Annotated in this window: 23 protein-coding genes and 1 tRNA gene; 9 read left to right on the top strand and 15 right to left on the bottom strand. The window is 67.4% G+C overall.

Annotated features, from left to right (window positions below):
- Window positions 1–63: 63 nt before the first annotated feature.
- Window positions 64–1,215: a bifunctional 2-C-methyl-D-erythritol 4-phosphate cytidylyltransferase/2-C-methyl-D-erythritol 2,4-cyclodiphosphate synthase gene (locus tag TS85_RS07330; protein ID WP_044331388.1), complete on the top strand. Its 1,152-nt coding sequence runs from the start codon at window positions 64–66 to the stop codon at window positions 1,213–1,215.
- Between the two features lie 39 nt (window positions 1,216–1,254).
- Window positions 1,255–1,779 carry a CinA family protein gene (locus TS85_RS07325; RefSeq protein ID WP_044331387.1) on the top strand — a complete coding sequence of 175 codons (525 nt, stop codon included), beginning with the start codon at window positions 1,255–1,257 and terminating at the stop codon, window positions 1,777–1,779.
- Between the two features lie 54 nt (window positions 1,780–1,833).
- Here TS85_RS07325 and TS85_RS07320 read toward each other — a convergent pair whose 3' ends face one another.
- On the bottom strand, window positions 1,834–2,286 hold the full coding sequence (locus TS85_RS07320) for a type II toxin-antitoxin system RatA family toxin (protein WP_044331385.1): 453 nt from the start codon (window positions 2,284–2,286) through the stop codon (window positions 1,834–1,836).
- A complete protein-coding gene (gene lipA, locus TS85_RS07315; RefSeq protein ID WP_044331383.1) occupies window positions 2,287–3,219 on the bottom strand; it encodes a lipoyl synthase in 933 nt (310 codons plus the stop codon). It lies immediately after the preceding gene.
- Window positions 3,220–3,273: 54 nt separating this feature from the next.
- Between lipA and TS85_RS07310 the strand changes: the two genes are divergently transcribed.
- Complete coding sequence (locus tag TS85_RS07310) at window positions 3,274–3,903, top strand: carbonic anhydrase (protein ID WP_044331381.1); 630 nt, start codon at window positions 3,274–3,276, stop codon at window positions 3,901–3,903.
- A gap of 125 nt (window positions 3,904–4,028) precedes the next feature.
- Here TS85_RS07310 and TS85_RS07305 read toward each other — a convergent pair whose 3' ends face one another.
- Window positions 4,029–4,814 (bottom strand): polyphosphate kinase 2 family protein, encoded by a 786-nt coding sequence (locus TS85_RS07305; protein WP_044331378.1) that lies wholly within the window; start codon window positions 4,812–4,814, stop codon window positions 4,029–4,031.
- Window positions 4,815–5,077: 263 nt separating this feature from the next.
- Window positions 5,078–6,895, bottom strand: a complete 1,818-nt coding sequence (aspS, locus tag TS85_RS07300) for an aspartate--tRNA ligase (RefSeq protein ID WP_044331374.1) — start codon at window positions 6,893–6,895, stop codon at window positions 5,078–5,080.
- 176 nt (window positions 6,896–7,071) lie between these two features.
- On the opposite strand from aspS, the gene rnd reads away from it, so the two are divergent.
- On the top strand, window positions 7,072–8,244 hold the full coding sequence (gene rnd / locus TS85_RS07295) for a ribonuclease D (RefSeq protein WP_044331372.1): 1,173 nt from the start codon (window positions 7,072–7,074) through the stop codon (window positions 8,242–8,244).
- On the top strand, window positions 8,241–8,537 hold the full coding sequence (locus TS85_RS07290; RefSeq protein ID WP_044331371.1) for an I78 family peptidase inhibitor: 297 nt from the start codon (window positions 8,241–8,243) through the stop codon (window positions 8,535–8,537). Before rnd ends, TS85_RS07290 begins: the two co-directional genes overlap by 4 nt.
- A 189-nt stretch (window positions 8,538–8,726) precedes the next feature.
- Here the strand turns inward: TS85_RS07290 and TS85_RS07285 are convergent, their stop codons facing one another.
- Window positions 8,727–10,403: an MFS transporter gene (locus TS85_RS07285; protein ID WP_044331369.1), complete on the bottom strand. Its 1,677-nt coding sequence runs from the start codon at window positions 10,401–10,403 to the stop codon at window positions 8,727–8,729.
- A gap of 97 nt (window positions 10,404–10,500) precedes the next feature.
- On the opposite strand from TS85_RS07285, the gene TS85_RS07280 reads away from it, so the two are divergent.
- From TS85_RS07280 to TS85_RS07265, 4 genes are read left to right on the top strand one after another with little or no spacing between them, the layout of a single operon-like run.
- Window positions 10,501–10,767, top strand: coding sequence for a DUF6356 family protein (locus TS85_RS07280; protein WP_044331367.1), 267 nt, complete (start codon window positions 10,501–10,503; stop codon window positions 10,765–10,767).
- A gap of 1 nt (window position 10,768) precedes the next feature.
- Entirely contained in the window at window positions 10,769–12,115 is a 1,347-nt protein-coding gene (locus TS85_RS07275) for an FAD/NAD(P)-binding protein (RefSeq protein ID WP_044331366.1), read from the top strand.
- A gap of 55 nt (window positions 12,116–12,170) precedes the next feature.
- On the top strand, window positions 12,171–12,527 hold the full coding sequence (locus tag TS85_RS07270) for a Rieske (2Fe-2S) protein (RefSeq protein WP_044331365.1): 357 nt from the start codon (window positions 12,171–12,173) through the stop codon (window positions 12,525–12,527).
- Window positions 12,528–12,538: 11 nt separating this feature from the next.
- Window positions 12,539–13,690, top strand: coding sequence for an isovaleryl-CoA dehydrogenase (locus tag TS85_RS07265; RefSeq protein ID WP_044331363.1), 1,152 nt, complete (start codon window positions 12,539–12,541; stop codon window positions 13,688–13,690).
- Between the two features lie 7 nt (window positions 13,691–13,697).
- On the opposite strand, the gene TS85_RS07260 is transcribed toward TS85_RS07265, so the two are convergent.
- From TS85_RS07260 to TS85_RS07215, 10 genes are all read right to left on the bottom strand, one after another.
- On the bottom strand, window positions 13,698–14,357 hold the full coding sequence (locus tag TS85_RS07260; protein WP_227698705.1) for a retropepsin-like aspartic protease family protein: 660 nt from the start codon (window positions 14,355–14,357) through the stop codon (window positions 13,698–13,700).
- Entirely contained in the window at window positions 14,354–15,121 is a 768-nt protein-coding gene (locus tag TS85_RS07255; RefSeq protein ID WP_044331361.1) for an MBL fold metallo-hydrolase, read from the bottom strand. Before TS85_RS07255 ends, TS85_RS07260 begins: the two co-directional genes overlap by 4 nt.
- 235 nt (window positions 15,122–15,356) lie before the next feature.
- A complete protein-coding gene (locus tag TS85_RS07250) occupies window positions 15,357–16,136 on the bottom strand; it encodes a TatD family hydrolase (protein WP_044331359.1) in 780 nt (259 codons plus the stop codon).
- Window positions 16,133–17,632 (bottom strand): methionine--tRNA ligase, encoded by a 1,500-nt coding sequence (gene metG / locus TS85_RS07245; RefSeq protein ID WP_044331358.1) that lies wholly within the window; start codon window positions 17,630–17,632, stop codon window positions 16,133–16,135. Before metG ends, TS85_RS07250 begins: the two co-directional genes overlap by 4 nt.
- A 35-nt stretch (window positions 17,633–17,667) precedes the next feature.
- Entirely contained in the window at window positions 17,668–18,642 is a 975-nt protein-coding gene (locus tag TS85_RS07240) for an AAA family ATPase (protein WP_044331355.1), read from the bottom strand.
- Between the two features lie 58 nt (window positions 18,643–18,700).
- Window positions 18,701–19,864, bottom strand: a complete 1,164-nt coding sequence (locus TS85_RS07235; RefSeq protein ID WP_044331352.1) for a D-alanyl-D-alanine carboxypeptidase family protein — start codon at window positions 19,862–19,864, stop codon at window positions 18,701–18,703.
- A gap of 19 nt (window positions 19,865–19,883) precedes the next feature.
- Complete coding sequence (locus tag TS85_RS07230; protein WP_077228507.1) at window positions 19,884–20,984, bottom strand: SPOR domain-containing protein; 1,101 nt, start codon at window positions 20,982–20,984, stop codon at window positions 19,884–19,886.
- Complete coding sequence (locus TS85_RS07225; protein ID WP_044331351.1) at window positions 20,968–22,014, bottom strand: lytic murein transglycosylase; 1,047 nt, start codon at window positions 22,012–22,014, stop codon at window positions 20,968–20,970. Before TS85_RS07225 ends, TS85_RS07230 begins: the two co-directional genes overlap by 17 nt.
- Window positions 22,015–22,122: 108 nt before the next feature.
- Window positions 22,123–22,212: transfer RNA gene (locus TS85_RS07220), tRNA-Ser, on the bottom strand.
- 62 nt (window positions 22,213–22,274) lie between these two features.
- The gene (locus TS85_RS07215) at window positions 22,275–22,811 is read right to left on the bottom strand and encodes a hypothetical protein (RefSeq protein WP_155006335.1); all 537 of its coding nucleotides are present in this window, start codon (window positions 22,809–22,811) and stop codon (window positions 22,275–22,277) included.
- Window positions 22,812–22,832 lie beyond the last annotated feature (21 nt).

The following is a 22,832-nucleotide window of genomic DNA, read 5'->3' as shown; positions in this document are numbered from 1 at the left end:
ACAAGCGGGCAATGGCAAGGCGGGCCGCTTGCCCGAGCGCAACGGCACGGCTAGGCGCGCAGCATGACCCAGCCGAAAACCGCCGCGCTGATCGTTGCCGCCGGAACCGGCACCCGTGCAGGCGGCGCGGTGCCCAAGCAATATGCGATGCTCGCAGGCAAGCCGATGCTCGCGCACAGCCATGCCGCGCTCTCCGCCCATCCGGCGATCGACACCGTGCTGGTGGTGATCGCCGAGGGGCAGCACGACGCGCTGCACGCCGCGCTGGGACCGGTGCCGTTCGTGATCGGCGGGGCGACGCGGCGCGAGTCGGTGCGCAACGGGCTGGAGGCGCTGGCGGGGCATGATCGAGTGCTGATCCATGATGCGGCGCGCCCGTTCCTGTCCGCCGCCGTGATCGATGCGCTTCTGGCGGCGCTCGATACCCATGCGGGCGCATTCCCTGCCCTGCCCGTCGCCGATACGCTGGTGCGGTTCGACGGCGCGATGGGCGACATCGTGCCCCGCGAGGCGCTGTACCGGGTACAGACGCCGCAGGCCTTCGCATTCGACGCCGTGCTGGCGGCGCACCGCGCATGGCCGGAGGGTGCCGAGGCGACCGACGATGCCCAGATGGTGCGCGCGGGCGGCCACCCCGTCACCATCGTCCCCGGAGACCCAATGCTGGAAAAGATCACCCACCCCGCCGACTTCGCCGCCGCCGAGGCGCGCCATGCCGCCAGCCTGCGCGTGCGGACCGCCACCGGATACGACGTCCATCGCTTCGCGGAGGGTGAGGAATTGTGGCTGGGCGGCGTGCGGGTGCCGCACAGCAAGGGGCTGTCGGGGCATAGCGATGCCGATGTCGCGCTCCACGCGATCACCGATGCGGTGCTCGGCACGATCGGCGCGGGCGACATCGGGATGCATTTCCCCCCCAGCGACCCGCAATGGCGCGGCGCGGCCTCTGCCCGCTTCCTCGAACATGCGGCGGGGCTGGTGCGCGCCGAGGGCGGGATCATCGACTTTATCGATGTGACGATCATCTGCGAGGCGCCCAAGATCGGGCCGCATCGCACCGCGATCCGCGAAAGCATTGCCGCAATCCTGCAACTTTCCCCCGCCAAGGTGAGCGTGAAGGCGACCACCACCGAACGCCTCGGCTTCACCGGCCGGGGCGAAGGCATGGCGGCGCAAGCCGTTGCAACCGTGCGTATCCCCGAACAAAACGCATGACTCGCGTCGTCGCGGTCATGGTGGCACAGGGCTGATCCTATGGACACGATTCTTCCCGCCGAACTGGTCGATTCCGCCCGCAAGGTGATCGAGGCGAACCGCGCCGCCGGGCGCAGAATCGCCGTCGCCGAAAGCTGCACCGGCGGGCTGGTGAGCGCCGCGCTGACCGAGATACCGGGGTCCTCGGACGTGTTCGAGGCGGGGTTCGTGACCTATTCGAACGAAGCCAAGACCGAAGTGCTGAAGGTCAGCACCGACGTGCTCGAGACGTTCGGCGCGGTGTCGATCGCGGTCGCGTGGAGCATGGCGCAGGGCGCGCTGACCAAATGCGGAGCCGATGTGGCGGTGGCGATCACCGGTGTCGCCGGCCCGGATGGCGGGAGCGACAAAAAGCCGGTGGGCACCGTGGTGTTCGCCCAGGCGGTGCGCGGCGCCGATCCCAAGCACATCGTCGCCGATGCGCGGCTTTTCGAGAATAATGGCCGTGCGGGGGTGCGGCTCCAGGCGGCGCTGTGTGCGCTGGACTTGTTGATGCCGGATGCGGCCGGGGCGGAAGCGGAGTAAGCCAGCGGCACGCCTGCGGCCTGAGGTCCCGGCTTTCGCCGGGATGACGCCCCCTCAAGCCGCGCCCCGAGCACCCTCCCCATACAGCGCCGCCGCCCGCTCTTCAAACGCATTGATCATCTTGCGTAGCGCGCGGTCGAACACCTGGCCCGCCAGCATTTCAAACATGCGGTTCTTGAACGCGAAGTCCACGCAGAACTCGACCAGGCACCCGCCCTCGCCATCCGAGCGGAAAATCCAGTCGTTGTTGAGATGCTTGAGCGGTCCGTCCAGATAGTCGACGCGCAAATGGCCGGGGCGCTGCTTTTCGACCTTTGACGTGAAGGTCTCGCGCAGGCCCTTGAAGCCGACGATCATATCGGCGACCATCTGGGTCTCGCTGTTCGACTTCACCCGGATCGCCGTGACCCAGGGCAGGAACTCGGCATAGCGCGGCACGTCCGCCACCAGATCGAACATCTGCTCCGGCGTATAGGGAAGGTGCCGGGTCTCGCTGTGCTTGGGCATTCAGGCGCTTGCCGTCTGCTTTGCGAGCTTGGCCGCGCGGGCGTCGCGCAGCTTCGCGAAGTCGTCGCCGGCGTGGTAGCTGGAGCGCGTGAGCGGGCTGGAGGCGACCAGCGCGAACCCCTTTGCCCGCGCGATCGCGCCATAGGCCTGGAACCCGGCGGGGGGCACGAATTCCTGGACCTTGGCGTGGCGCGGCGTGGGCTGGAGATACTGGCCCATCGTCAGGAAATCGATGTCGGCGGAGCGCATGTCGTCCATGACCTGATGCACCTCCAGCCGCTCCTCGCCCAGCCCGAGCATGATGCCCGATTTGGTGAAGATCGACGGGTCGAGCTTCTTGACCGATTCGAGCAGCCGCAGCGACGCATAATAGCGCGCGCCGGGGCGGATCGTCGGATAGAGGCGGGGCACCGTCTCCAGATTATGGTTGTACACATCGGGCCGCGCGGCGACGATAGCCTCGACTGCGGCTTCGTGCTTGTTGCGGAAATCGGGGGTCAGGATTTCGATCGTCGTGGTCGGGTTCGTGCGGCGGATTGCCTCGATCACCTTGACGAACTGGCTCGCGCCGCCGTCCTTCAGATCGTCGCGGTCGACCGAGGTGATGACGATATGCGCCAGCCCCATCTGCGCGGCGGCATCGGCGACATTCTGTGGCTCCATCGGATCGACTGCGCGCGGCATGCCGGTCTTGACGTTGCAGAACGCGCAGGCGCGGGTGCAGGTGTCGCCGAGGATCATCACCGTGGCGTGCTTCTTCGACCAGCATTCGCCGATGTTCGGGCAGGCGGCTTCCTCGCACACCGTCGTCAGGCTCTTCGAGCGCATCAGCGCGCGGGTGGCGGCGAAGCCCTCCGACGTCGGGGCCTTGACTCGGATCCAGTCGGGCTTGCGGACGCGTTCGGGGCGGGGGAGCGGTGCCATCTCGGTCATGACTGGCATCTAGCGACGGCTTGATGCGGTTACAACATGCGCTAGAGAAGCGGCATGACCGACTTTTCCGCCCTGCTCGCCGGCTATGGCCGCTTCCGCTCGACGGGCTATGCCCAGCAGCGGGCGCGCTGGGACGAATTGTCCGAGGGCCAGTCGCCCAAGGTCATGGTGATCGCCTGTTCCGACAGCCGCGTCGACCCCGCGCAGATCTTTGACACGTCGCCCGGCGAGATTTTCGTGGTGCGCAACGTCGCCAACCTGGTCCCGCCGTTCGAGCTGGACGGCAGCCGACACGGCGTTTCGGCGGCACTGGAGTTCGCGGTCACCCAGCTCGAGGTGCCCGAAATCGTCGTGATGGGGCACGGCGCGTGCGGCGGCGTGCATGCGGCGCTGACCCGCCGCTTTGCCGGCAAGGCGCCCGGCGCGGGCGGGTTCATCGCGCATTGGGTCGACATGCTCGACGAAGCCCGCGACCGCATCGTCGCCGAATATGGCGAAGGCGACGCCGCGATCCACGCCATGGAACTGGAGACGGTGCGCGTCTCGATCGCCAATCTGCGCAGCTTCCCGTGCGTCACCCAGCGCGAGGCGGCGGGTACGCTGCGGCTCCAGGGGGCCTATTTCGCGATTGCCGATGGCGTGCTCCACATCATGGACGAAAACGGCGCATTCGCACCGGCCTGAGCCGGTGAAACGGCGGCGAAGTTTACGAAGTTTAGGCTCCTTCAGGGTCTGAACGGCGTTTCGACTCGGGACACGGGCGGTCGGCACATCGTCCCGCAGAACATTTGCAGAACAAATCCTACAAGTCAAGCCGCCGACTTGAGCCCCAAAGCCTTGCGCGCGACCTTCTCCACCTTCGGATCGAGCACCGGCGGGTCCATCGGGACCTGTGCCTCCAGCGCGTCGGCAATCGCAGTCAGCGCGGCGATCCGGGCGGCCTTTTTGTCGTTGCCGTCGATCACGATCCACGGCGCGAGCACGGTGTCGGTGCGGCGGAACATCTCGTCCATCGCCTCCAGATACTCGGCCCGTTTCGCGCGGTTACGGTAATCGTCGAGCCCGGTCTTCCAGCGTTTCCAGGGATGGTCGAGCCGGTCCTGAAGCCGCTTATCCTGGGTCTTTTGCGTGACGTGGATGAAGATCTTGACCAAAGTCGTGCCGGTATCGACCTGTTGCCGCTCGAATTCGTTGATCTCGTCATAGCCGCGCCGCCAGTCGGTCTCGGTCGCGAAGCCCTCGACGCGCTCGACCAGCACGCGACCGTACCAGCTCCGGTCGAACACCGAGATATTGTGGACCGGCGGCAAGCGGCGCCAGAAGCGCCAGAGGAAATGGTGCGCGGCCTCCTCCGGCGTCGGTGCCGCGATCGGCCAGACTTCGAAATAGCGTGGGTCCCACTCCCCCGTCAGCCGCTTGATGATCCCGCCCTTCCCCGCCGCGTCCCAGCCTTCGAACACCACGACTGCGCGGCGCCGATGGACGATATGCGCGGTGTGGATGTGGCTGAGGCGTTCCTGGAGCTTGGCGAGCGCCTTTTTATAGTGGCCGTCGAAATCCGCGCCGTCTTCATAGTCGGAGAGGTCGATCGTCATGGGCGTCCTTCGTGCTGCGCGGGGCGTGCGCGGCGGCGTCAGCAGGCGACGACGTTGACGGCCAAGCCCCCCTGGGCGGTTTCCTTGTACTTGGAACGCATATCCTCGCCGGTTTGTCGCATCGTTTCTATCTTCAACCCGGGTGCGCACCCGCCCCGACCGTCATCCCGGCGAAGGCCGGGATCTCGTGCGACTCTGTCCCTGCGTCGGGCGTGCAGCGCCATCGGCTGAGGTCCCGGCTTTCGCCGGGATGACGGTTAACTTCAGCCGTCGATACCCTTTGCCTTCAGCTCGGCCGCGACCTGCGGCGCGAGGCGGATGTTGAGTTCCTTCAACTGCCTCTCGCTGACGAAGCTAGGGGCCTGCATCATCAGGTCCTCGGCCTTTTGCGTCATCGGGAAGGTGATGACTTCGCGGATGTTGGGCTCGTCGGCGAGCAGCATCACGATGCGATCGACGCCGGGGGCCGAGCCGCCATGCGGGGGGGCGCCGAATTTGAAGGCGTTGATCATGCCCGCGAAATTGGTGTCGACATCGGCCTGGGTATAGCCGGCGATCTCGAACGCCTTATACATGATCTCCGGGCGATGGTTCCGGATCGCGCCCGAGGACAGCTCGACGCCGTTGCAGACGATGTCATATTGGTACGCCAGGATGTCGAGCGGGTCCTTGGTCTCCAGCGCTTCCATCTCGCCCTGCGGCATCGAGAAGGGGTTGTGGCTGAAATCGACCTTCTTGGCGTCCTCGTCATATTCGAACATCGGGAAGTCGACGATCCAGCAGAATTCGAAGCGGCTCGCGTCGATCAGCCCGAGCTGGTCGGCGGCGCGGGTGCGCGCGAGGCCGGCGAGCTTGGCGGCCTGTGCCTCCTTGCCCGCGGCGAAGAAGATGCCGTCATTGGGGCCGAGGCCGAGTGCGTCGGCGATCGCCTTCATCCCCTCCTGGCCATGGTTGTTGGCGATCGGGCCGCCGAAGACGCCGTCCTTCTGCGTCGCATAGCCGAGGCCGGGAAAGCCTTCGGACTGCGCCCAGCTGTTCATGTCGTCGAAGAACTTGCGGCTCTTTTCATGCGTGCCCGGCGCGGGGATCGCGCGGACGACGTCGCCGCTTTCGACCATCGACGCGAACCGGCTGAACCCCGAGCCGCGGAACTGCTCCGACACGTCGCTGATGAGGATCGGGTTGCGCAGATCGGGCTTGTCGTTGCCGTATTTGAGCATCGATTCGCGGTACGGGATGCGCTTGAACGGCAGCGCGGAGACGGTGCGGCCCTTATTCTCCCAGTTCGCGAATTCCTCGAACACGCCGTGCAACACGGGCTCGATCGCCGCGAACACATCGTCCTGCGTGACGAAGCTCATTTCGAAATCGAGCTGGTAGAATTCACCCGGGCTACGATCGGCGCGGGCGTCCTCATCACGGAAGCAGGGCGCGATCTGGAAATAGCGATCGAAGCCCGCGACCATCAGCAGCTGCTTGAACATCTGCGGCGCCTGCGGGAGCGCGTAGAATTTGCCGGGATGGACGCGGCTGGGGACCAGATAGTCGCGTGCGCCCTCGGGGCTGGACGCGGTCAGGATCGGGGTCTGGAACTCGGTGAAACCCTGGTCGATCATCCGGCGGCGCAGCGACGCGATGACGTTCGAGCGGAGCAGGATGTTCTTATGAATCTTCTCACGGCGCAGATCGAGGTAGCGATAGCGCAGCCGGATTTCCTCAGGATATTCCGAATCGCCGAACACCGGCATCGGCAGCTCCTGCGCCGCCGACTGGACGGTGACGTCGAGCGCGCGGACTTCGATCTCGCCGGTGGGCAGGTTCGGGTTCACCACAGCGGCATCGCGCGCGACGACGGTGCCGGTGACGGTCACCACCGATTCGCTGCGCTGCGACTCGATCGCGGCAAAGGCCGGGCCGCTGACGTCGGTGACGATCTGGGTGATGCCATAATGGTCGCGCAAGTCGATGAAGACGAGGTCGCCATGGTCGCGCTTGCGATGCACCCAGCCGGACAGGCGGACGGTATCGCCGACATTGGCGGCGCGGAGCTGAGCGCAATTGTGGGTGCGATAGGCGTGCATTGCTTTTCTCTCACTGGTCGTCACCCCGGCGAACGCCGGGGCCTCGGGCCACGAAGCCAAGCCTGTGGGGCACAAGGTCCCGGCTTTCGCCGGGATGACGACTAAAAATCGACAGGTCGGGCGCATCTCCGTCCCACCCTCTTTTGTCAACCCGAAGACGGGTCTATGGGCCCTCGATGCACATACATGGCCTGATCGAGGACTCTACCGCCCTCGCCAATCTCTGCTCCCGCTTCGCGACCAAGCCCTATATCTGCGTGGACACCGAGTTCATGCGCGAAAACAGCTATTGGCCCGAACTCTGCCTGATCCAGATCGCCGACGACGAAGAGGCGGCGGCGATCGATCCGATGGGCGGAATCGACATGAAGCCGCTGCTCGACCTGCTCACCGAGAATGAGGATGTCCTCAAGGTCTTCCACGCCGGCGGGCAGGATATCGAGATCGTCTATAACCTGACCGGCAAGACCCCGCACCCGCTGTTCGATACCCAGGTTGCCGCGATGGCATTGGGGCAAGGCGAGCAGATCGGCTATTCGAACCTGGTCGACACCTATCTGGGGATCACGGTCGACAAGGGCGCGCGCTTTACCGACTGGGCGCGGCGGCCGCTGGACAAGCGCCAGATCGACTATGCGATCTGCGACGTGACCTATCTCTCCGAAATCTTCCCCAGGATGCTCGACAAGCTGCGCAAGACCGGGCGCGGCGCATGGCTGGACCAGGAGATGGAGCGGCTGGCCGACCCCGAACATTATCGCAACGACCCCGATCTGGCGTGGCAGCGCGTGCGCGTGTCGAGCCGCAAGCCCGAAGTGATGGGGCGGCTGAAGGCGCTGGGCCGGTGGCGCGAGCTGGAGGCGCAGGGCAAGGACCTGCCGCGCGGGCGGATCATCAAGGACGAGACGCTGGCCGATCTGGCGGGCACGCCGCCGCGCAAACAGGCCGATCTGGGGCGCGTGCGCGGGCTCTCCGCGGCATGGGCGAACAACGATATCGGCGGGCGGCTGATGGCGGCGCTGGAAGCCGCGGTGCCGATGCCGGTGTCCGAAATGCCCGGACGCGACGACCGCAAACCCGCGCTGGGCAAGGACGGCGCGCTGGTCGCGGACCTGCTCAAGCTGCTGCTCAAGATCCGCGCTAAGGAGATCAACGTCGCGTCGCGGCTGCTGGCGCGGTCGGAGGACCTCGAGTCGCTGGCGGCGGGGCAGCGCGAGGGGCTGTCGATCCTCCAGGGCTGGCGGTTCGAGCAGTTCGGCAAGGATGCGCTGGCGCTGGTCGAGGGTCAGCTTGGGTTCACGGTCAAGGGCGGAAAGCTCAAAATGACCCGGACCGAGGAGCGTTCATGATCCGACTTGCCCTGTTGCCGCTTGCCGCGCTGAGCATGGGCGCGTGCGCCTATAGCGACCCGCCGTCCGCCGCGCTGCCCGTACAGCCGGGGACGTGCGATGCGGCGCAGGCGGGGGCGCTGGTCGGCAGGACCTATGCCCCGGCGATGGCGGCCGAAGTGCAGGCGCTGACCGGCGCCACCGCGATCCGCGTGCTGCCGCCGGGGACTGCGGCAACGATGGATTTCCGCGCGGAGCGGGTGAATGTCGACCTGGACGACAAGGGTCGGATCGTGGCGGTGCGCTGCGGCTAGGGCGGGTAACGCGATCTCTGCGAATCCCAAACTCCGTTCGTGCTGAGCTTGTCGGAGCACATCCGGCGTGCCCTTCGACAGGCTCAGGGCAAACGGGTTTTGGGAGCGCGTTTCAGTGGCACGGCCAGCGCATGTGTCGATCCCCAGCCACGGCAAGGGGCGAGCGGCGCACCGCCCGCCCCTCACCGCTCAGTCGTGGATCGAATGGCGGCGCGTGTCGGGGAGCAGCAGCAGGCCGATCACCAGCGTCGCCGCGGCGGCGATCACCGGGTACCAGAGGCCGTAATAGATATCCCCCGTCGCCGCGACCATCGCGAAGGCGGTGGCGGGCAGGAAGCCGCCGAACCAGCCATTGCCGATATGATAGGGCAGCGACATCGAGGTGTAGCGGATGCGGCTGGGGAACAGCTCGACCAGCATCGCCGCGATCGGGCCGTAAACCATCGTCACCAGCAGCACGAGCGCGAACAGGATCGCGACGACGCGGACATGGTCCACGCGCGCCGGATCGGCCTTGGCGGGATAGCCAGCGTCGGTGAGCGCGGCCTGGAGCTGCTTCTGATAACCCGACACCGTCGCCGCGCGCGTCGCGGGTGCGGCGAGCAGGGCGGTCGCCGGCGGGTCCACGCGCGTATTGCCGATCCGCAGCGCGACGCTGCCGCTCGCGAGATCGCCGATCGTTGCCGGGTCGATGCTGTAGGGGACGCCCGTCTTGGCCAGATACGCCTTCACGACGTCGCACGGAGTCGAATCGAACTTGTTCTTGCCGATCGGATCGAACTGGACCGAGCAGACCGTCTGGTTGGGCGACAGCACCACCGCCGCGCGCGCCTGCGCCTCGGCCAGCGCCGGGTTGGCGGCCATGGTCAGCGCGTGGAAGAGCGGGAAATAGGTCAGCGCCGCCAGCGCGCAGCCCGCGAGGATGATCGGCTTGCGCCCGATCTTGTCGCTCAGCCAGCCGAAGAACACGAAGAAGGGCGTGCCGAGTGCCAGCGCGACTGCGATCAGCACATTGGCGGTCATGCCGTCGACCTTGAGCGTTTTCTCCAGGAAGAACAGCGCGTAGAACTGGCCGGTATACCAGACCACCGCCTGCCCCACGACCGCGCCGAACAGCGCGATCAAGACGATGCGGAGGTTGCCCCAGCGCAGGAACGCCTCGGTCAGAGGCGCTTTCGACACATTGCCGGTCGCCTTCATCTTGGCATAGACCGGGCTCTCGTTGAGCTGGAGCCGCACCCAGAGCGACACGCCGAGCAGGAACACCGACGCCAGGAACGGCACCCGCCAGCCCCAGGCCGCAAACGCCGCTTCGCCCAGCGCCGAGCGCGTGCCGATCACCACCAGCAGCGAGGCGAACAGGCCCAGCGTCGCCGTGGTCTGGATCCAGCTCGTATAGAGGCCGCGCTTATGATCGGGGGCATGTTCCGCGACATAGGTCGCGGCGCCGCCATATTGGCCGCCCAGCGCCAGCCCCTGAAGCACCCGCAGCGTCACCAGCAGGATCGGCGCGAGCACGCCTGCGGTCGCGAAATTGGGGAGCAGGCCGACTGCGAAGGTCGATCCGCCCATGATCCCCATCGTCACGAGGAAGGTGTTCTTGCGCCCGACCAGATCGCCGATTCGCCCGAACACGAGCGCGCCGAACGGTCGCACCGCAAACCCCGCCGCGAACGCCGCGAGCGCGAAGATGAACGCTGTGGTATCGTTTACGCCCGCGAAAAACTGCGCCGAGATCGTCGTCGCGAGCAGGCCGTAGAGGTAGAAATCATACCATTCGAACACCGTGCCCAGCGACGACGCCGCAATCACCATCTTCTCTTTTCGCGTCGCACGGTGGTGCTGCGGCAGGACGTCTTCAGGCATGTGCTCTCCATGAGGTATCGTTTCGCGCAGCCAACCACAGGCTGCGGCGCATGGGAAGCCCGTTTCCAACCGCTCGCAATCCCTATAGACACAGGGGATGATCGAACGCCTATTCCTCTCCCACCCGCGCAGCGTCGGCGAAAGCTATCGCGAGCATGCCGCCACCGCCGCGCGATTCGGCTTCACGATGATGCTGGGCGGGGCCGCGTGCATCGTCCATGCCGTGCTCCCCTTCGCGTTTCCGCGCACCGCGAGCGACGCGGTCAAGCGGCTCTATGCGCAGATGAAGGCGCGGCAGCCCGCCTTCTCCGCAGAGCGTCCGGCGTTCCAGGCACCCGAATGGCAGATCGAATACGAAATCTGACATGATCGGGCATGTCGCGATCATCGGCGCGGGGTTTTCGGGCACGTTGCAGGCGATCAACCTGCTGCGGCATCAGGGCCCGCGCGCGACGCTGATCGAGCGGGCGCCGGTGGCGGGCACGGGCCTCGCCTATGGCGCGGCGCACCCGAGCCATGTGCTCAACGTCCGCGCCGCGAACATGAGCGCGTTTCCCGACGATCCAGCGCATTTCGTCCGCTGGCTGGAGGCGCGCGGGGTGCCCGGCGCCGCAACGGCATTCATCCCGCGCGTGACGTACGGCGAATATCTGCGCGAACTGCTCGAAGCCGCGCTGCGCGACGCCAACGGGCGGCTGACGCTGGTGCGCGGCGAAGTCACCGACCTGGAGCCCGGCGACACGGTGCGGATCGCGCTGGGCGACCGGACGATCGAAGCCGATGCGGCGGTGCTGGCGGTGGGCAATCTGCCGCCGCACGATCCGCCGGGGCTCGACCCCGCGCGGCTCTCCGCCGATCGCTATAGCGGCGATCCGTGGGCGCCGGGGGTGCCCGAGGGGCTGGCGGACGGCGATACGGTGGTGGTGATCGGCACCGGGCTGACGATGGTCGATGTCGCGTTGCTGCTCGACGCGCGCGGGTTTCGCGGGCGCATCGTCGCAGTATCGCGGCGCGGGCTCCTCCCCCGCCCGCACGGCCCGGGATCGGAGTGGCAGCGGATCGACGAACGGCCCGATACCGTTGCCTCGCACTTGCTCCATCGTGTCCGCGCGCGGGCCGATGCGATAGGATGGTGCAATGCCGTGGACGAACTGCGCCCCTTCACCCAGGGGATGTGGGGCAATGCCAGCGACGAGCAGCGGGCGCGGTTCCTGCGCCATCTGCGCCCCTGGTGGGACGTGCATCGGCACCGGCTGGCGCCCGAGGTGCATGCGCGGCTGACCGCGCTGATCGAGCGCGGGCAGCTGGAGGTGATCGCGGGCCGTACGCTCGATTTTGTCGAGGGGCTGGCGGGAATTGACCTGCGCTTTCGCCGCCGCGGGCAGGACGCCGTGGAGACGCTGCGCGCGCGGCGGATCGTCAATTGCACCGGGCCGCTGGGCGACCTGACGCGGACGACCGAACCGCTGCTCCAGCGGCTCGCCGCGCGCGGGCTGATCCGTGCCGACGCCGCGCGGCTGGGGATCGATGTCGACAATCAGGGGCAGACGATCGCAGCGTCCGGAGTGCCCAATGCCAATCTCTATGCGCTGGGCCCGATGACGCGCGGCGCGTTCTGGGAAATCGTCGCGGTGCCCGACATCCGTACCCAGACCTGGAACGTCGCGCGAAAGCTGTCCAACGCGCATTGGGTGGGCGGCGAAGGGCTGTAGCGCGCGCGAACTGGTATCCTTTGACACCAAATCGTGCCGGACCTATCGCGCTTCGATGACCGCTCGTCTTACCGAGACTCCGCCGGGAATCACGCTCGGCGCGCTGGAACTGGTGACGGACGGTAGCGCGCGCAATTTCGTGATCGAGATGCGCGCGGGGCGTTTTCACGGCTTCGTCGTGCGGCGCGGTGACACGCTCACGGGATATGTCGATCGTTGCCCGCATATGGGCGTGCCGATGGCCCAGACTCTCGACGAGTATCTGACCGGCGACGGTACGCTGATCCAGTGCAGCTGGCATGGCGCGCTGTTTCGGATCGACGATGGCGCGTGCGTGGGTGGCCCTTGCGCCGGCGCGCGGCTAAACCCCTGGCCTGTGCAGGTTCGCGACGGAATGATCGTGACCGCTTGAGAGGAGTACCGATGGACCCGACGCTCGATTTCGGCCTGGGCGACACCGCCGAGATGATCCGCGATACCACGCGGCGTTTTGCGAGCGAGCAGATCGCACCGCTGGCGGCACGGATCGATGCCGAGGACTGGTTCCCGCGCGACCTGTGGCCGGCAATGGGCGAATTGGGGCTGCACGGGATCACCGTCGAGGAGGAATTTGGCGGGCTGGGCCTCGGCTATCTCGAGCATGTCGTGGCGCAGGAGGAAGTCGCGCGGGCATCGGCGTCGGTCGGGCTCAGCTATGGCGCGCATTCGAACCTGTGCGTCAACCAGATCCGCCGCTGGGCCTCGCCTGAGCAAAAGGCGAAATATCTGCCCAAGCTGATCTCCGGCGAGCATGTCGGCAGCCTGGCGATGTCCGAGGCGGGGGCCGGATCGGACGTGGTCGGCATGAAGCTGCGCGCGGACAAGGTCGCGGGCGGGTACCGGCTCAACGGCACCAAATTCTGGATCACCAACGCGCCCTATGCAGATACGCTCGTCGTTTATGCAAAGACCGGCGAGGGCAGCCGGGGGATCACCACCTTCCTGATCGAAAAGGACATGCCCGGCTTTTCGATCGGGCAGAAGATCGACAAGATGGGGATGCGCGGATCGCCCACCGCCGAATTGGTGTTCAACGATTGCGTCGTGCCCGAGGAGAATATCATGGGGCCGCTGAACGGCGGCGTCGGGGTGTTGATGTCGGGGCTGGATTATGAGCGCACCGTGCTGGCGGGCATCCAGCTGGGGATCATGCAGGCCTGCCTCGACGTGGTCCTGCCCTATGTCCGCGAGCGCAAGCAGTTCGGCCAGCCGATCGGGAGCTTCCAGCTGATCCAGGCGAAGGTCGCCGACATGTATGTCGCGCTCAATTCGGCGCGCGCCTATGTCTATACCGTCGCCAAGAATTGCGACGCCGGGCGGACGACGCGGTTCGATGCGGCGGGGGCGATCCTGCTGGCGTCCGAAAGCGCAGTGAAGGTGTCGATGGAGGCGATCCAGGCGCTGGGCGGCGCGGGCTATACCAAGGACTGGCCGGTCGAGCGCTTCGCACGCGACGCCAAGCTGCTCGATATCGGCGCGGGGACCAACGAGATTCGGCGGATGCTGATCGGGCGCGAGCTGGTCGGCGCGGGCTGAGCCGGGGCTAGTCCCGCCGCCGCCCCTTCGGCGCGGCGGTGGTGGCGTCGCTGCCCGAATCGGACGCCTCGGCCTTGGGTTCGAGGATGAGCACGCGGTTCTCGACCCGCCAGCTGTGCAGCCGCGACAGGAAGTTCATGCCGAGCACGTCGAGTTCGCCGAAGCTGGGCGAGACGACGACGCCGAGGTCGCTGGTTTTGAGCGGCCCGATCGCGAGTTCGTCGACGCGGCCGCGCTTTGCCGCGACGGTGCCGTTTGCCGTCTCGATCACCACCGGCAGCCCGGTGCCCGGTTCGACATTGGCCGCCGCCGCGGTGCGATCCGAAATCGCCGTGATCGTCGCGCCGCTATCGATCAGCATCCGGCGCTCGACGCCGTTCAGCGTGACGCGCGCCCAGAAATGGCCGTCGGGGCTCATCCGGATACGCACGGTCTCGCCATCGACCTGCTGATCGTCGAGCCCGAGCTTTGCCGAGGCGCTGGCGAAGAGCGCGCCGATTTCGTGGCGATGCGCGACGGCGACGACGGTGCCCAGCACGATCGCCGCCCAGGTGAGCAGCGAGCGCAGGAGGAAGCCGAACGACATGCGGCGCACCGACAGCGCCATGATCGCGAGCACGAGCACGCCGAGCAGCCAGATCGCGTCCATTCCATCCCAGGCAGTCAAACCACGATCTCCAGGCCGTCATGGCCGGGTACGATACCCGGCGGCAGCTCGGCCGAAAGCTGAACATAGTCCATCGACTGGTCCATATGAACCAGCACCGAATGCGCCGGGGCAAGTTCGTCGATCCAGCCGAGCACCGATGCGAGATGCGGATGCGTGGGGTGCGGCGCGCGGCGCAGGGCGTCGACGACCCACAGGTCGAGGCCGCTATAGAGCACGCGCATTCCGTCGGTCATCTCATGAAAATCGGTGGCATAGCCGATGCTCTTGCCACCGCTTTCGAAGCGCAGCCCCGCCGAAGTGATCCCGCCATGCGGCTGGTCGGTCACGCGGACCGTGATATCGCCGATGGTGATCGCGTCGGGCAACGGCTCGATTGCGACGGTCGGGCGATAGCCCCGGCGCCCGTTGAAGGCATAGCCGAACTTCGCCTGAAGCTGCTCGGACGCGAAGGGCCGCGCTAGCCCGCGCACGGGCACGCCGTCGCGCAGGTGCATGATCTGGCGCAGATCGTCGAGCCCGTGGCAGTGATCGGCATGATCGTGGGTCCAGATCACCGCATCGATATCGCCGACCTGCGCGGCGAGGAGTTGCTCGCGCATGTCGGGGCTGGTGTCGATCAGGATGCGGGTGGTTTCGGTCGAGACGAACACCGAGGCGCGGGTGCGGCGGTTGCGGGGCTCGGTGGGGTCGCAGGCGCCCCAGTCGCCGCCGATGCGCGGGACGCCGGAGGAGGTGCCGGAGCCTAGGATGCGGATTTTCATTGGGCTGCGGCTGAGAAGGGTTTCTCACACGAAGCCACGAAGGCACCAAGAGAAGCTTTGTGGCTTTGTGGCTTTGTGTGAGGACGATCTGGATCGTTGGGACTAGGCAGAAAGAAGAGAGTTTTATCGCGCAAAGACGCTAAGGCGCAAAGAAGGGACGTGTTAGAAGGGCTGCGCCCGCCACTCATCCCAGCGTCTTTGCGCCTTTGCGTCTTTGCGCGAAACACCCTTCTGCTCACGCCAGCGTCTTGGCGAAGAGCGTGTGGAAATTGCGCCGGGTCGCCTCGGCCAGTTCCTCGGGCTCCTGCCCCCGCAGCTTCGCGAGGAAGCGGCAGGTGTCGGCGACGAACGCGGGTTCGCCGGTTTTGCCGCGATGGGGCACCGGGGCGAGGAACGGCGCGTCGGTCTCGATCAGCAGGCGGTCGAGCGGCAGCCGCGCGGCGGTTTCCTGCAGCGCGAGTGCGTTCTTGAACGTCACGATGCCCGAGATCGAGATGTAGAAGCCCAGTTCCAGCGCGATGTCGGCAAAGCCGTCGCTCGCGGTGAAGCAATGGATCACCCCCGGAAAGGCGCCTTTCCCCATCTCGTCGCGCAGGATCTCGGCGGTGTCCGCCTCGGCATCGCGGGTGTGGACGATGATCGGCAACCCGGTCTCGCGGCTCGCGGCGAGGTGCGCGCGGAAGCTGGCGCGCTGGCGGTCGCGGTCGCTATGGTCGTAATAATAATCGAGCCCGCTTTCGCCGATGCCGACGACGCGAGGGTGCGCGGCGCGCTCGACCAGCTTGGCGGTGTCGACATGCGCATGGGTGTCGGCCTCATGCGGGTGGATGCCGACGCTGGCCCAGACATCGGCCTCGCGCTCGGCAACGCCGACCACTGCATCCCATTCGCTCTCGCGCGTCGAGATGTTGAGCATCGCGACCACCCCGGCGCCGCGCGCGCGGGCCAGGACCTCGGGCTGTTGTTCGCCCAGCCCCTTGTAGATCAGATGGCAGTGGCTGTCGGCCAGTCTCACACGTCTTCCTTCAACTCCAGACGCGGGAAGATGGGGGTTGGCGGCGCGATCCGAAACCCCGCATCGCCCTCCGGCCCAAGCTGGTCGAGCAATTTCGCCGCCGAACCCGGAACGACCGGCTGGATCGTGACGGCCAGACGGCGGATCGCCTTCAGCAGGGTGCCGAGCACCGCGTGCATCCGCGCCGGATCGGTCTTGCGCAACGCCCAGGGCGCCTGCACGTCGATATACTGGTTGCAGGCGAAGACGCCGGCCATCCATGCCTCCAGCCCCTGACTAAGCGATAGATCAGAGAAGCTTCGGGTGAAACCTTCACACGCAGTCTCAACTTCGCGGAGCAGCGCGGTGTCCGCCGGATCGGGGGTTCCCGCCTCTACCAGACCGTCGAGATTCTTGGCAATGAACGCCAGCACGCGCTGCGCCAGATTGCCGAAGCTGTTCGACAGATCGGCATTGGCGCGCGTCACGATCGCCTCGTCGCTGAACGTCCCGTCATTGCCGAAGCTGACGTCGCGGAGCAGGAAATAGCGTAGCGCGTCGACGCCATAGAGCCTGGCCAGCGCCATCGGATCGACGACGTTGCCGACCGACTTCGACATCTTCTCGCCGCGGTTGAGCAGGAAGCCGTGGCCGAACACCTGGCGCGGCAGCGCGATCTTCGCCGACATCAGGAAGGCGGGCCAATAGACCGCGTGGAAGCGCACGATATCCTTGCCGATCAGGTGCAGATCGGCAGGCCAGTATTTCGCCACCCGCTCCGGGTCGTGCGGATAGCCCGCGCCGGTGAGGTAATTGGTCAGCGCGTCGACCCACACATACATGACATGCCCTGGCGATCCCGGCACCGGCACGCCCCAGTCGAAGCTGGTCCGGCTGACCGAGAGATCGACCAGCCCGCCCTCGACGAAGCGCAGCACTTCGTTGCGGCGCGATTCGGGGCGGATGAAATCGGGGTTGGCGGCGTAGAAATCGAGCAAAGGCTGCTGGTATTTCGAGAGCTTGAAGAACCAGGTTTCCTCGGCGGTCCATTCGACGGGCGTGCCCTGCGGCGACAGCTTCGCCCCGCCCTCGCCCTCGGTCAGTTCCTTTTCCTCGTAGAACGCCTCGTCGCGGACCGAATACCAGCCCTCATAGCGATCCAGATACAAGTCGCCGGCATCGGCCATCGCCTGCCAGATCGCCTGGCTGGCGGCATAATGCTCGGGCTCCGAGGTGCGGATGAAACGATCGCACGAAATATCGAGAAGCTCCGCCATCTCACGGAAATATCCGGACATTTCGTCTGCGAGCGCGCGCACTTCGACGCCGCGGTCGCGCGCGGTCTTGACCATTTTGAGGCCATGCTCGTCGGTACCCGTCTGGAAGAAGACGTCGCGGCCCTGCTGGCGCTGGAAGCGCGCGATCGCGTCGGCGGCGATCATCTCATAGGCATGGCCGATATGCGGTCGGCCATTGGGATAGTGGATCGCGGTGGTGAGATAATAGGGTTCGGCCATGGCGCGGCTTTAGGGGGCCGCGCCCGCCGGGGCAACTACCGCGCCAGCCGCGCGATCAGCCCGCTCATTTCATAGACCGTCGCCCCGGCATCGAGCGAAAGCCCCGTCGCCGCGCCGGCCAGCTCGCGCGCGGCATCATAGGCGTCGAGCGCCGTGCGCAGGGGCTCGCCCTGGAGCACCTTGGCGCGCGCGGCGATGAAGCTTGGTGCGCGCTCGAGGAACGCCTCATAGCGGGGCTGTGCGGCCTTGAGCCCGAGTTGCTTGGCCAGCCGGCCGCGCAGCGCATTGCCCGGATCGCCGGTCTGCGCCAGCGACGCCATGTCGCCCTCCAGCGCGGCGAGATCGAGCCCCGCAAAGCCGATCGCCCGCCCCGGCGAACCCTCGCCCGCGCGGACCAGCGCTTCGACTTCGGCGGGCGTCGCGTCGGGTAGTTCGGCGCGCAGGATGCCCGCGACCTGCGCATCGGTCAGCGCCTCGAACCGCAGCAACCGGCAGCGCGAGCGGATCGTGGGGAGCAGCCGCCCCGGCGCATGGCTGACGAGGAGGAAGATCGTGCCGGCGGGCGGCTCTTCGAGATTCTTGAGCAGCGCGTTGGCGCCGCCGCGCTCGAGATCGTCGATCGAATCGATCACGATGACGCGCCGCGACGACAGCGAGGGCTTGGTCGCGAACAGCGTCTGGAGGCTGCGGACCTGCGCGATCGTGATCGAGCGGGCCAGCGCCTCGCCGGGCTTGTCGGCGTCCTTGGGCAGGCGGACCAGCTCGCGATAATCGGGGTGCGCGCCCGCCGCGATCAGATGCGCGGCCTGTGTCGTCTCGGGCACGTCCCAGCCGGGGGAGAGCTTGTGCGGCTCGGCAGCCTCGGCGAGCATCCGCAGCGCCGCCGCGCGGGCGAAGCGCGCCTTGCCCACCCCCTCCGGCCCGGCGATCAGCCAGGCGTGGTGGAGCGCCCCGCTCGCCATGGCGGAGGCGAGCGCGTCGCGCGCGGACTCGTTGCCGGTCAGTTCCATGATGCTGGCGGCTTAGCGTCCGCCGCAGCCGCCCCGGTGCGGCATGCGGCGGCACCAATCACGCGCCGAACAGCCCGGTCAGGCCCAGCCAGATGCGGCGGAAGAACCCCGCCTCGCCGACATCGCTCTCCGCGACCAGCGGCAGCACCTGTTGCGGCATGCCCGCCGAATCGATCACGAGGTCCGCGACATGATCGCCGGCCTTGATCGGCGCCTTGACCGGCCCCTGATAGACGATCTTGCCCTGCATTTCGGGCGAGGTGCCCGCCGGGATCGTCGCGGCGAGATCGCGCGGCGCGACAACGCCGACTTCGCTCGATCCGCCGCCCTGGACCGCGACGTCGCCGACCTTGCGGCCCTTCTTGACGATCGGGCGCGATTTCCATGCGCGGAAGCCCCATTCCATGAAGCGCACCGATTCCTCGGCGCGGCCGCCATAGCTGTCGAGCCCGGCGACGACCATCACGAGGCGGCGGCCATTCTGCTCGGCGGAGCCGGTGAAGCCATAGCCGGCCTCTTCGGTGTGCCCGGTCTTGAGCCCGTCGGCCCCGGCGACGCGGCCCAGCAGCGGGTCGCGATTGCCCTGGGTGATGTCGGCACCGGCGCCCAGCGTCTTGCCCCAGGTATAGGAGGTGCGGCTGTAGAATTGCTTGTAGAGCTGGGGGTGATCCTGGATCGTCGCCTTGGCGAGGTGGGCCAGGTCGCGCGCGGTGACGAAGGTGCGGCCCTCGTCGGGCCAGCCGTTCGAGGTGCCGAACTGGCTGTTGGCGAGGCCCAGCTTCTTCGCCTGGATGTTCATCAGGTTGGTAAAGGCTTCCTCGGTGCCCGCAATCCCCTCCGCCAGCACGACGCACGCGTCGTTGCCCGACAGCGTGACGATGCCGTTGAGCAGATCCTCGACCTTGGGCTTCTCGCCCACCGCGAGGAACATCGTCGACCCCTGCGAATGCCATTTCTTCCACGTCTCCGGCCGGACCTCGATCGTCTGGTCGAGCTTCAGCTCGCCCTTCTTGATCAGGTCGAACGCGACATAGACCGTCATCATCTTGGCCATCGATGCCGGCGGGATGCGGCGATCGGCATCCTTGGCATAGAGCACCGCGCCGGAGGACAGGTCCTCCAGATAGGCGATCGGCGCGGGCGTATCGAAGGGCGGATTCGCGGCGGTCGTGGGATAGGCGGTGGCGAGCGCCAGGATCGAGGCGGCGAGCAGCTTCTTCATACGTTCCGGGTCCCCGGTGTTACTTGGCAAGGACGCGCGCATCTCCATAACCCGCGCGTGCGGCCCCTATCCGTGCCGACTCGGCCTCTCGCGTCGAAGCGAAGGGGCCGAGCTGGACCCGATAGAGCCCTCCCCCCTGCTTTACGAACCCGCCCATGCTTTGGGCAAGCGCTTGCGCATTGCGCGCGTTAGAAAGTGCGGCGACCTGAACATAATAGCCCGTTCCGCCGGCGGTCGGGGCCGGGCGGCGCGGCGTGGGGGCAGGCGCGGCGGGGCGCAGGTCGGGCCGGGACGCGGCATAGCTCGGGCGCGCGGCGGCGATGCCGGGCAGCCGCTTGCGCAGCGCCGTCAGCAGCACCGGCGGCGTATCGGGGCGCTCGGCGGCGGGACGGCCCGATCGCAGCGCCAGCATATCCTGCGGCGTCGCCGCGACCTTGCGCACGCGCACCGCGAGGCGGCCCGTGCCCTCGGCGCCCAACTGGCGCGCGGCGGCGGCGGACAAATCGATCGCGCGGTCGGCATCGGGCGCCATCGCGCCGGTGACGAGGACGAGGATCGTCCGACCGGTGTCGAGCGACGTGACTTCGACGACGGTGTTTGCGGGCAGACTGGGGTGGACGGCGACGATTGCGCTATCGGAGGCGGCACCCCCGGCGACCGGGCGAATGCCGGCATAGCCGATCGCGTCATAGCGCGCCTCGCCCGGGCCAGGCTGGGATGATCCGCGCGGGCCGGTGGCGCCTGCGGTCGGATCGGCATAGCCGTCCTGTGGCGGGGTGTAGGCAAGCTGGGCCGCATCGCGATAGGCGGGCGACGGGCTCGTCGGCGAAACGGGCGGCGGCGCGGCATAGGCGGCACCGGGGCGATCATCGGCCAGCGGCGCGGGCTCCGATTGCTCGATCGGCACCTCGGGCGGCGCAGGCACCGGGCGGGTGCGGATCGTTCCGTCCGCCGCGCGCCAGGTCTCGGCAGCGAGCGGCTCCGGCGCGGCCCAGCCCTGTGCCGCCACCGATCCCGGCGGCGGGGCACCCTCGGGCGCATAATCGGCATATCCCGCGCCCCCGCCACAGGCGGCGAGCGACAGGCTGAGAGCAGCTGCTAGGCTAGTGTTCCACTTCATCGGCGAGCAGGCCTACCGACAAAGCGTAAAAATTCGAGCAATTATAATCGAGGATCACGCGATAATTGCCGGTGAGCAGATAACCGCCCTTCCCCACGCCATCGGGCTCGAGCAGCGTCGCCTGGACCGAATCGGCGGGCCAGGCGCGCGTCGTCGGGACGATGCCGAGCGCGCGCCACTCCGCCATCGTCCGCCACTGGCTGTGGCGTTCCTGCACGCGCGGGCAGCGCGGCGAGGACATGCGGGTGACCAATGCGCCGCGATTCAGTCCGGCGGGCACGCTGACCGCGAAGCCCCAGGGCTGGCCCGGACGCCAGCCGGCATTGACGAAATAATTGGCGATCGACGCCAGCGTATCGGGCTCGCTGGTCCAGATGTCCGCCATGCCGTCGCCATCGCCGTCGCGGGCCAGCCGCAGATAGACCGACGGCAGGAATTGCGGCCCGCCAAACGCCCCTGCCCAGCTGCCGACCAGCTTTTCGCGCGGCACGCCGCGGTCGATCATCTTGAGCGTCGCGATGAACTCGGTCGAGAACAGGTCGCGGCGGCGCCCTTCGTACGCGAGGCTGGCCAGCGCGCGCGGCAGGTCGAACCCGCCCATCACGCGGCCATAATTGGTTTCGTGCCCCCAGATTGCGACCATGATCGATTCGGGCACCCCGGTCTCCCGCTCGATCCGCTCGAGCCGCGGCCGCTGGCGCTGATAGGCGGCGCGCCCGCGCTCGATCCGGGAGGCATCGACATGCTGGCGGCGATAGGGCTCGAACGCCGGGATCGGAGCATTGGGGCGGGTTTCGGGCTGCTGGCGATCGAGATCGATCACGCGCTGGTTGAGCGTCAGCGTGGGCAGCACCGCATCGACCGTCCGGCGGCTGACCCCCTGCGCCAGCGCCTGCTGGCCAAGCGTGTCGAGATAAGCCCGGAACCCGGCATCGTCCTGCGCCACCGCCGGGGCCGCTACGGTCGAAGCCAAGGCCAAGGCGACGGCCGATGCCGAAAGCCTGCTGATTGCGATACGCCATCCCCACATGCGGGTTTTGTGCCACAGCCGAGCGGCGCGCTAAACCCCAAAACCGGAAATTAGGCCCGGTTTTCCGGACGCTTCGCCGCGCGAGGGCGATTGCGGGGGCGGGATTCGTGGCGGAGAGAGTGGGATTCGAACCCACGGTGAGCTTGCACCCACGGCGGTTTTCAAGACCGCTGCCTTAAACCACTCGGCCATCTCTCCGCGCTGCGGAGCGCTTGCCCGCGTCGGGAGAGATTCGCAAGCGGTGCAGCGAGGGCTGCCCCTCAGTTCGCCTGTCCCGCGCGCCATAGCGCCGCCGCGACGCCGCCGCCGCCGATGCTGAACGCCGGGCTTTCGTCCTTGCCGTCGATGCGCAGGACGAACATCGTCTTGAGCGGCGAGCGCGGGCCGCGACGGAGGCGGAACGAGGCGAGCGTGTCCCCGACCGCATAGGTGCCGCCGTGGATCGAGGTGACATCCTCCGCTTCGATCGGGACGCGCCAATTGGCCGGTGCCTCGTTCTCGACACTCTGCAGGTTTGAGCCCGGTCCAGTCGCCGGGCGCGCAGGGAGAGTGACGAGTGGCAACGGCGCGGCGCGCGCATCGAGCGTGTAGATCGCCATGCGCGGCAACGCCGCGGGCCGCTCTCGCACCTCAGGCACCGCCGCCGGCAATCGCGTCGGCAGCCCATAGCTGAGCCGGACATCGGCCATCAGCACCGCCCTGGCATCGGGCAGCAGCCCCGGCACGACCTTGTCACCCGCAACCGCAGGCGAAGATACGGCGCACGCAAGCGCGCCAACGAGCAAGCCCCTGTTCATCACCGGTCCCCTCAGTGAAGA

The sequence above is a fragment of the Sphingomonas hengshuiensis genome, assembly GCF_000935025.1.
Lineage (GTDB): Bacteria > Pseudomonadota > Alphaproteobacteria > Sphingomonadales > Sphingomonadaceae > Sphingomonas > Sphingomonas hengshuiensis.
This window is presented reverse-complemented; position numbering and strand designations above follow the sequence as displayed.

Excerpts from the sequence above, each read along its gene's own strand:
- TS85_RS07330 (WP_044331388.1), top strand. The coding sequence starts at position 64 with ATGACCCAGCCGAAAACCGCCGCGCTGATCGTTGCCGCCGGAACCGGC.
- TS85_RS07325 (WP_044331387.1), top strand. The coding sequence starts at position 1,255 with ATGGACACGATTCTTCCCGCCGAACTGGTCGATTCCGCCCGCAAGGTG.
- TS85_RS07320 (WP_044331385.1), bottom strand. The coding sequence starts at position 2,286 with ATGCCCAAGCACAGCGAGACCCGGCACCTTCCCTATACGCCGGAGCAG.
- lipA (WP_044331383.1), bottom strand. The coding sequence starts at position 3,219 with ATGACCGAGATGGCACCGCTCCCCCGCCCCGAACGCGTCCGCAAGCCC.
- TS85_RS07310 (WP_044331381.1), top strand. The coding sequence starts at position 3,274 with ATGACCGACTTTTCCGCCCTGCTCGCCGGCTATGGCCGCTTCCGCTCG.
- TS85_RS07305 (WP_044331378.1), bottom strand. The coding sequence starts at position 4,814 with ATGACGATCGACCTCTCCGACTATGAAGACGGCGCGGATTTCGACGGC.
- aspS (WP_044331374.1), bottom strand. The coding sequence starts at position 6,895 with ATGCACGCCTATCGCACCCACAATTGCGCTCAGCTCCGCGCCGCCAAT.
- rnd (WP_044331372.1), top strand. The coding sequence starts at position 7,072 with ATGCACATACATGGCCTGATCGAGGACTCTACCGCCCTCGCCAATCTC.
- TS85_RS07290 (WP_044331371.1), top strand. The coding sequence starts at position 8,241 with ATGATCCGACTTGCCCTGTTGCCGCTTGCCGCGCTGAGCATGGGCGCG.
- TS85_RS07285 (WP_044331369.1), bottom strand. The coding sequence starts at position 10,403 with ATGCCTGAAGACGTCCTGCCGCAGCACCACCGTGCGACGCGAAAAGAG.
- TS85_RS07280 (WP_044331367.1), top strand. The coding sequence starts at position 10,501 with ATGATCGAACGCCTATTCCTCTCCCACCCGCGCAGCGTCGGCGAAAGC.
- TS85_RS07275 (WP_044331366.1), top strand. The coding sequence starts at position 10,769 with ATGATCGGGCATGTCGCGATCATCGGCGCGGGGTTTTCGGGCACGTTG.
- TS85_RS07270 (WP_044331365.1), top strand. The coding sequence starts at position 12,171 with ATGACCGCTCGTCTTACCGAGACTCCGCCGGGAATCACGCTCGGCGCG.
- TS85_RS07265 (WP_044331363.1), top strand. The coding sequence starts at position 12,539 with ATGGACCCGACGCTCGATTTCGGCCTGGGCGACACCGCCGAGATGATC.
- TS85_RS07255 (WP_044331361.1), bottom strand. The coding sequence starts at position 15,121 with ATGAAAATCCGCATCCTAGGCTCCGGCACCTCCTCCGGCGTCCCGCGC.
- metG (WP_044331358.1), bottom strand. The coding sequence starts at position 17,632 with ATGGCCGAACCCTATTATCTCACCACCGCGATCCACTATCCCAATGGC.
- TS85_RS07240 (WP_044331355.1), bottom strand. The coding sequence starts at position 18,642 with ATGGAACTGACCGGCAACGAGTCCGCGCGCGACGCGCTCGCCTCCGCC.
- TS85_RS07235 (WP_044331352.1), bottom strand. The coding sequence starts at position 19,864 with ATGAAGAAGCTGCTCGCCGCCTCGATCCTGGCGCTCGCCACCGCCTAT.
- TS85_RS07230 (WP_077228507.1), bottom strand. The coding sequence starts at position 20,984 with ATGAAGTGGAACACTAGCCTAGCAGCTGCTCTCAGCCTGTCGCTCGCC.
- TS85_RS07225 (WP_044331351.1), bottom strand. The coding sequence starts at position 22,014 with ATGTGGGGATGGCGTATCGCAATCAGCAGGCTTTCGGCATCGGCCGTC.
- TS85_RS07215 (WP_155006335.1), bottom strand. The coding sequence starts at position 22,811 with ATGAACAGGGGCTTGCTCGTTGGCGCGCTTGCGTGCGCCGTATCTTCG.